Origin of the sequence: Streptomyces zinciresistens K42 (genome assembly GCF_000225525.1) — a bacterium.
GTDB classification, from domain to species: Bacteria; Actinomycetota; Actinomycetes; order Streptomycetales; family Streptomycetaceae; genus Streptomyces; species Streptomyces zinciresistens.
In genome coordinates, this window is record NZ_AGBF01000287.1 from 1 (window position 1) to 6160 (window position 6160).

Annotated in this window: 7 protein-coding genes; 6 read left to right on the forward strand and 1 reads right to left on the reverse strand. The window is 73.5% G+C overall.

Going from position 1 to position 6160, the window contains the following annotated elements; translation table 11 throughout:
• Positions 1–858 (reverse strand): serine/threonine-protein kinase (locus tag SZN_RS34615; protein WP_007504476.1); only part of this gene is annotated, 858 nt, incomplete at its 3' end.
• A 183-nt stretch (positions 859–1041) separates the two neighbouring features.
• Here SZN_RS34615 and SZN_RS34620 point away from each other — a divergent pair.
• The 6 genes from SZN_RS34620 (at position 1042) to proC (ending at position 5806) form a co-directional block, all read left to right on the forward strand.
• Positions 1042–1377 (forward strand): SH3 domain-containing protein, encoded by a 336-nt coding sequence (locus SZN_RS34620; RefSeq protein WP_007504478.1) that lies wholly within the window; start codon positions 1042–1044, stop codon positions 1375–1377.
• Between the two features lie 293 nt (positions 1378–1670).
• Complete coding sequence (locus SZN_RS34625) at positions 1671–2174, forward strand: hypothetical protein (protein WP_007504480.1); 504 nt, start codon at positions 1671–1673, stop codon at positions 2172–2174.
• Positions 2175–2304: 130 nt separating this feature from the next.
• Complete coding sequence (locus SZN_RS34630) at positions 2305–3078, forward strand: class I SAM-dependent methyltransferase (RefSeq protein WP_007504482.1); 774 nt, start codon at positions 2305–2307, stop codon at positions 3076–3078.
• Between the two features lie 193 nt (positions 3079–3271).
• The gene (locus SZN_RS34635; protein ID WP_007504483.1) at positions 3272–4081 is read left to right on the forward strand and encodes an ABC transporter ATP-binding protein; all 810 of its coding nucleotides are present in this window, start codon (positions 3272–3274) and stop codon (positions 4079–4081) included.
• Positions 4078–4869 (forward strand): ABC transporter permease, encoded by a 792-nt coding sequence (locus SZN_RS34640; RefSeq protein WP_007504484.1) that lies wholly within the window; start codon positions 4078–4080, stop codon positions 4867–4869. Before SZN_RS34635 ends, SZN_RS34640 begins: the two co-directional genes overlap by 4 nt.
• Before the next feature lie 127 nt (positions 4870–4996).
• Positions 4997–5806 (forward strand): pyrroline-5-carboxylate reductase, encoded by an 810-nt coding sequence (proC, locus tag SZN_RS34645; RefSeq protein ID WP_007504485.1) that lies wholly within the window; start codon positions 4997–4999, stop codon positions 5804–5806.
• The last annotated feature ends 354 nt before the right edge of the window (positions 5807–6160 follow it).

Genomic DNA, 6160 nt, shown 5'->3' on the forward strand with positions numbered 1-6160 from the left:
GGCAGGTATGAACGCCTGTGTGTCGTACGACGCCGCGACCGAGCGCAGCTCGCGCATCAACTCGTCGGGCGTGGGCCGGTCATCGGGCTCCTTGGCCAGGCAACGCAGCACGAGCGGCGCGAGATTCGCCGGTACGCCGGTCAGGTCCGGCTCGTCGTGCACGACCTGGTAGGCGACGACGTACGGGCTGTCCGAGTCGAACGGCCCGCGCCCGGTGGCCGCGTGGACCATCACCGAGCCCAGCGCGAAGATGTCGGCGGCCGGCCCGACCTCGCGGGGCCGGCGGAACTGCTCCGGCGCCATGAACGGCGGAGTGCCGATCAACTTCCCCGTCTCGGTGCGCAGTTCGCTGTCCTTTGGCCGAGAAATGCCGAAGTCGATGAGCTTCGGCCCGTCGTCGGCGAGCAGCACGTTGCTCGGCTTGAGGTCCCGGTGCACCACGCCCACCCGATGGATGTCGCGCAGCGCCTCGGCCAGTCCAGCCATCAGCCGCCGCAACTGGGCCGGTTCCATCGGGCCGTTCCGCTTGACCTGCTCGGAGAGGGTCGGGCCGGGGATGAACAGCGTGGCCATCCACGGCCGTTCGGCCTCCGGATCGGCGTCCACGACGGGCGCGGTGAACGCCCCGCTCACCCTGCGCGCCGCCGCCACCTCCTGCCGGAAACGCCCCCTGAACTCGGGGTCCTTGGCGAACTGGGCATGTACGACCTTCACCGCCAGCTGCATGCCCGACGTACTGCGCGCGAGATGGACGACCCCCATGCCACCGGAGCCCAGGTGCGCGTCCAGACGGTAGTGACCGGCGTGATCAGGAAGTTCCGCTTCCGCGCCCGCTCCGGTGTTGTGCCGTGGCGCCATGCGACCACCCCCGTGCTGTTCGTCCACGCGCGCGACGCACGGAGCCTAGTCGATGACGCGTACGAGTCGGAGGCGGCGTGCCCACCCGCGGGTTCCCGCACACCCGCAGGTGTGCGTGGCGTGATTCGGGGGAATCAACGGGACCCCATGGCTGGCATGGGGAGCAACGGGGGAGGTTCGATCATGTCCACAGAACGCGTCGAAGAGGTCGGCAGAGCCGGCGGGACGGGGGACGGCGGCGGCGCGGCCCCGGCCGCCACGGCCGAGGCCCTGCGCTACTACTCGGTCGCCCCGGGCGTCCGCCTCAACGTCCGCAGCGGTCCCGGCACCGGCTACTCCGTGGTCCGCCTGCTGCCCGAGGGCGCGCGCATCCAGATCTACTGCCAGACACCGGGCACGAGCGTGTCCGGCCCCTACGGCACGTCGAACATCTGGGACAACATCGGCGACGGCGAGTACGTCTCGGACGCCTACGTCCAGACGGGCAGCGACGGCTACGTCCGGCCGCGCTGCGCCTGACCCGCCGCAACGCCGTCCCGGTCGCGTACGGCGACAGGCCGTACGCGACCGGGACGGGGCGGGACGGGGCGGGACGGGGGTGCGCGAGCCGGGGCAGGGCGGGGCATCCGGCGTGCCGGTGACCGGGGGAGCGCGAGCCGGAGCCCGGGGTGGTGCGAGCCGGGCCGCAGCCCGCCGCCCCCGACCCTGCGGCGCCTCCCGGCGCCTCCCGACACCCCCGCTCACCCCGATCGCGCCGGGCCGCGCGGGCGGCCCGTGCCGGGTCGCCGGGCAGCCGGAGCCATAATCGACATGTGAGCGAGAAGAACGGCACCCCGGCCACCCCCGCCGACACCACGGGCCCCCGCCCCGAGCCCCTGCGCTTCTTCGGCACCACGTGGGTCGACCACGACCACGGCTACACCGGCCGCCGTATCGCCGTCGCCGCCGGTTCGCTCGCCGCGGCGGCCGTCTCCTGCCTGGTGCTGCGCTTCGCGTACGAGGGCGTCAGGATGGCCGGACCCGGCAGTCTCGTCACCGCCCTCGTCGTCGTGATGTTCGCGGTGTGCAGCGCGCTCGCCTTCCGCCACACCTGGGAGGCGTTCACCAAGCGCCCCGACACCGACCACCAGGCCGGCCTGCGCGGCCTGCTCACCATCGGCTTCGTCGGCTCCCTCCTCGCCTACTTCCTCCGCTCCCTCGTCGAGGCCCCCGGCGAGAAGCTCCACCGCGAGGAGTACGAGAGCGCCCGCAGGCAGTACGAGAGCCGCGCGACCCGCCGCACGGGCGACCCGTCGAAGCGCCGCAAGCGTTCCTGACGCCGCGACCCGGAGGGTTCACCGGCCGGCCCCGCGGCACCCCGCGAGGCGCGAGTCAGCCGAGCGGCCCCGCCGTGTCCCTCCCGGCAAGCCCGGCGCTCCCCACCCCGGCCGGGCTCACCATGGCCGTATGACGGCCGCCCCTTCGCACACCGACCGCGCGCGTTCCTTCGACGCCGCCGCGGGCCAGTACGCCGCGAACCGCCCCTCCTACCCGCCCGCCCTCCTCGACACGGTCGAGGAACTGGCCGGCCGCCCCCTGACCGGTGCCCGCGTCATCGACGTCGGCGCGGGCACCGGCATCTCCACGGCCCTCCTGCACGACCGCGGCGCGCGGGTCCTCGCCGTGGAACCCGGGGCCGGCATGGCCGCGCAGTTCCGCCGCGGCCACCCCGGCCTCCCCCTGGTCCGCGGCAGCGGCGACGCCCTCCCCCTGGCCTCCGCCTGCGCGGACTTCGTCACCTACGCCCAGTCCTGGCACTGGACCGACCCCGCCCACTCCGTCCCGGAGGCCCTGCGCGTCCTGCGTCCCGGCGGCGCCCTGGCCCTGTGGTGGAACACCACCCCGCTCGACATCCCCTGGCACGCCGCCCAGGCCGAGCGCATCGCACACCGCTTCGGACCGCACCCCGCCGTCGACCACGACGGCAGCGGAGCCCACGCCGCGCTCGCCGACCCCTCCCGCCGCCTCGCCTTCAGCCGCCGCGAGGTCCGCTGGAGCCGCCGCGTCCCGCTCGCGGTGCATCTCGCGAACATCGGCAGCCACTCGCTCCTCCTGGTCCAGAGCCCGGGGGCCGCCGCCGCATTCCTCGACGAGGAAAGGGAGTTGCTCCTCGGCACGTTCCCGGACGGCGTCGTCGAGGAGACGTACGACGTCGACCTCCTGGTCGCCACCACCCCCTGACCGCCGGGGCCCTGACCCCCTGCCCTCCCGCACGGCCGCGGCCCTCCCGCACGGGCCCGAACCTCCCGTCAGGGCCCCGGACCGCCGCTTCCGCGCGGCCCCGGCAGTCCCGCACGGCCCGACGCCCCGGCCCGTGCGGGACTCCCACCCGGTCGCTTGACGGGTACAGCCCACCGAGAGCAATATTCATCGCATGATGAATTACAGGCGGGTCCGATCGGATCCCCCCGGCACACCGTCCGCGCCCGCCGTCCGCGCCGCCTCCCTCGACGTCGTACGCGGCCCCCGCCAGGTACTGCGAAGCCTCGACTTCACCGTCCCGCGCGGCCGGATCACCGGACTGCTCGGCCCCTCCGGCTGCGGCAAGACCACCCTCATGCGGGCCGTCGTCGGCACCCAGGCCAACGTCACCGGAACCCTCGACGTCCTGGGCCGCCCCGCCGGCCACCCCGCCCTGCGCACCCGCATCGGCTACGTCACCCAGGCCCCCTCCGTCTACGACGACCTGACCGTCCGCCAGAACCTCGCCTACTTCGCCGCGATCCTCGACCCCGGCCGCGCGGCCGCCGACCGGCGCGACGAGCACGTCGACCGTGCCATCGCCGACGTCGACCTCACCAGCCACGCCGACGCCCTGGCGGGCAGCCTCTCCGGCGGCCAGCGCAGCCGCGTCTCCCTCGCCGTCGCCCTCCTCGGCGCCCCCGAACTCCTCGTCCTGGACGAGCCCACCGTCGGCCTCGACCCCGTCCTGCGCCGCGACCTGTGGACCCTCTTCCACGACATCGCCGCCTCCCGTGGCGCCACCCTGCTCATCTCCTCCCATGTCATGGACGAGGCCGAGCGCTGCCACCGCCTCCTCCTCCTGCGCGAGGGCCGGATCCTCGCCGACGACACGCCCGAGGCCCTGCGCACCCGCACCGGGTCCGAGACGGTCGAGGCGGCCTTCCTGCACCTGGTCGACGAGGCGGCCGCGGCAGCCCGCGCGAAGGAGACCACGCGATGACCACCACGACGAACACCGCCGGCCTCGCCCGCCCCGCCCCCACCGGCGCCCTCAGCCCGGCCCGCACGCTCGCCACCGCCGCCCGGGTCCTGCGCCAACTCCGCCACGACCCGCGCACCATCGCCCTGATGGTCCTCGTCCCCTGCGCGATGCTGGTCCTGCTGCGCTACGTCTTCGACGGCAGCCCCCGCACCTTCAACACCATCGGCGCCTCCCTCCTCGGGATCTTCCCGCTGATCACGATGTTCCTGGTCACCTCCATCGCCACCCTGCGCGAACGGACCTCCGGCACCCTCGAACGACTGCTCGCCATGCCCCTCGGCAAGGGCGACCTGATCGCCGGCTACGCCCTCGCCTTCGGCACCCTCGCGATCGTCCAGTCGGCCCTGGCGACCGGACTCGCCCTGTGGTTCCTCGGCCTCGACGTCACGGGCAGCCCCTGGCTGCTCCTGCTCGTGGCCCTGCTCGACGCCCTGCTCGGCACCGCGCTCGGCCTCTTCGTCTCGGCGTTCGCGGCCTCGGAGTTCCAGGCCGTCCAGTTCATGCCGGCCGTGATCTTCCCCCAGCTCCTGCTGTGCGGCCTGTTCACCCCGCGCGACGCCATGCACCCCGCCCTGGAGGCCGTCTCCGACGTCCTGCCCATGTCCTACGCCGTCGACGGCATGAACGAGGTCCTCCGGCACACCGACATGACCGCCGCCTTCGTGCGCGACACGCTGATCGTGGCCGGCTGCGCCCTGCTGGTCCTGTGCCTCGGCGCGGCGACCCTCCGCCGCAGGACGGCCTGACCGAGGGCCCGACCGACCGGAGCACGCGGCCGCCGGCCACGTCCGCCCACCGGACACGCCACCTGAGCGCGAGCCCCCGGTGGGAGGATGAGGCCGGACGACGCAACCCCCGGAGGGCACCTCAGCCATGACCCAGAAAGTCGCAGTCCTCGGCACCGGAAAGATCGGCGAAGCCCTGCTCAGCGGAATGATCCGCGGCGGCTGGACCCCGGCCGACCTCCTGGTGACGGCCCGCCGCCCGGAACGGGCCGAGGAACTCCGCAGCCGACACGGCGTCACCACGGTGACCAACGCGGAGGCCGCCAAGACCGCCGACACCCTGATCCTCACGGTCAAGCCCCAGGACATGGGCACCCTCCTGGACGAACTCGCCCCGCACCTGCCCGCGGGCCGCCTCGTCATCAGCGGCGCCGCGGGCATCCCCACCTCCTTCTTCGAGGAGCGCCTCGCCGCGGGCACCCCCGTGGTCCGCGTCATGACGAACACCCCCGCCCTCGTCGACGAGGCCATGTCCGTCATCTCCGCCGGCAGCCACGCCAGCGCCGCCGACCTCGCCCACGCCGAGGAGATCTTCGGCGCGGTGGGCAAGACCCTCCGCGTCCCCGAGTCCCAGCAGGACGCCTGCACCGCCCTCTCCGGCTCCGGCCCGGCCTACTTCTTCTTCCTGGTCGAAGCCATGACCGACGCCGGCATCCTCCTCGGCCTGCCCCGCGACAAGGCACACGACCTGATCGTCCAGTCCGCGATCGGCGCCGCGACCATGCTCCGCGACAGCGGGGAACACCCCGTCAGACTCCGCGAGAACGTGACCTCCCCCGCCGGCACCACCATCAACGCCATCCGCGAACTGGAGAGCCACGGCGTACGGGCGGCCCTCATCGCCGCCCTCGAAGCCGCCCGCGACCGAAGCCGCGAACTCGCCTCCGGCAACAGCTGACGCCCGCGCCGCCCCCTGCGGCCCACCAGAGCCGGGGGCACGTCCGCCGCAGGGGTGCCGTCCGCAGCGAAGTTGACACGCGGGAGAGCCGTCCGTACTGTTCTCCGAGTTGTCCGACGTGAGCGCCGACCCCGGTCGGTCCCCGGACAGCCACTCCGCAGGAGCCCATCACCATTCGACGGCTGTCGAACCATCTGCCGTCGTTTCATTGGTGCGCGTATTTGCGGAATGAGGAATCCGCGTTCGAAAGAACGCAGGCCCCCGATTAGGTCGGGAGCAAGGAATCCGCTAAAGTCTCACTCGTCGGAACGGCCCAACGGCCGGGAAGGCAAACCCCACTGACTGGGGGTCAGG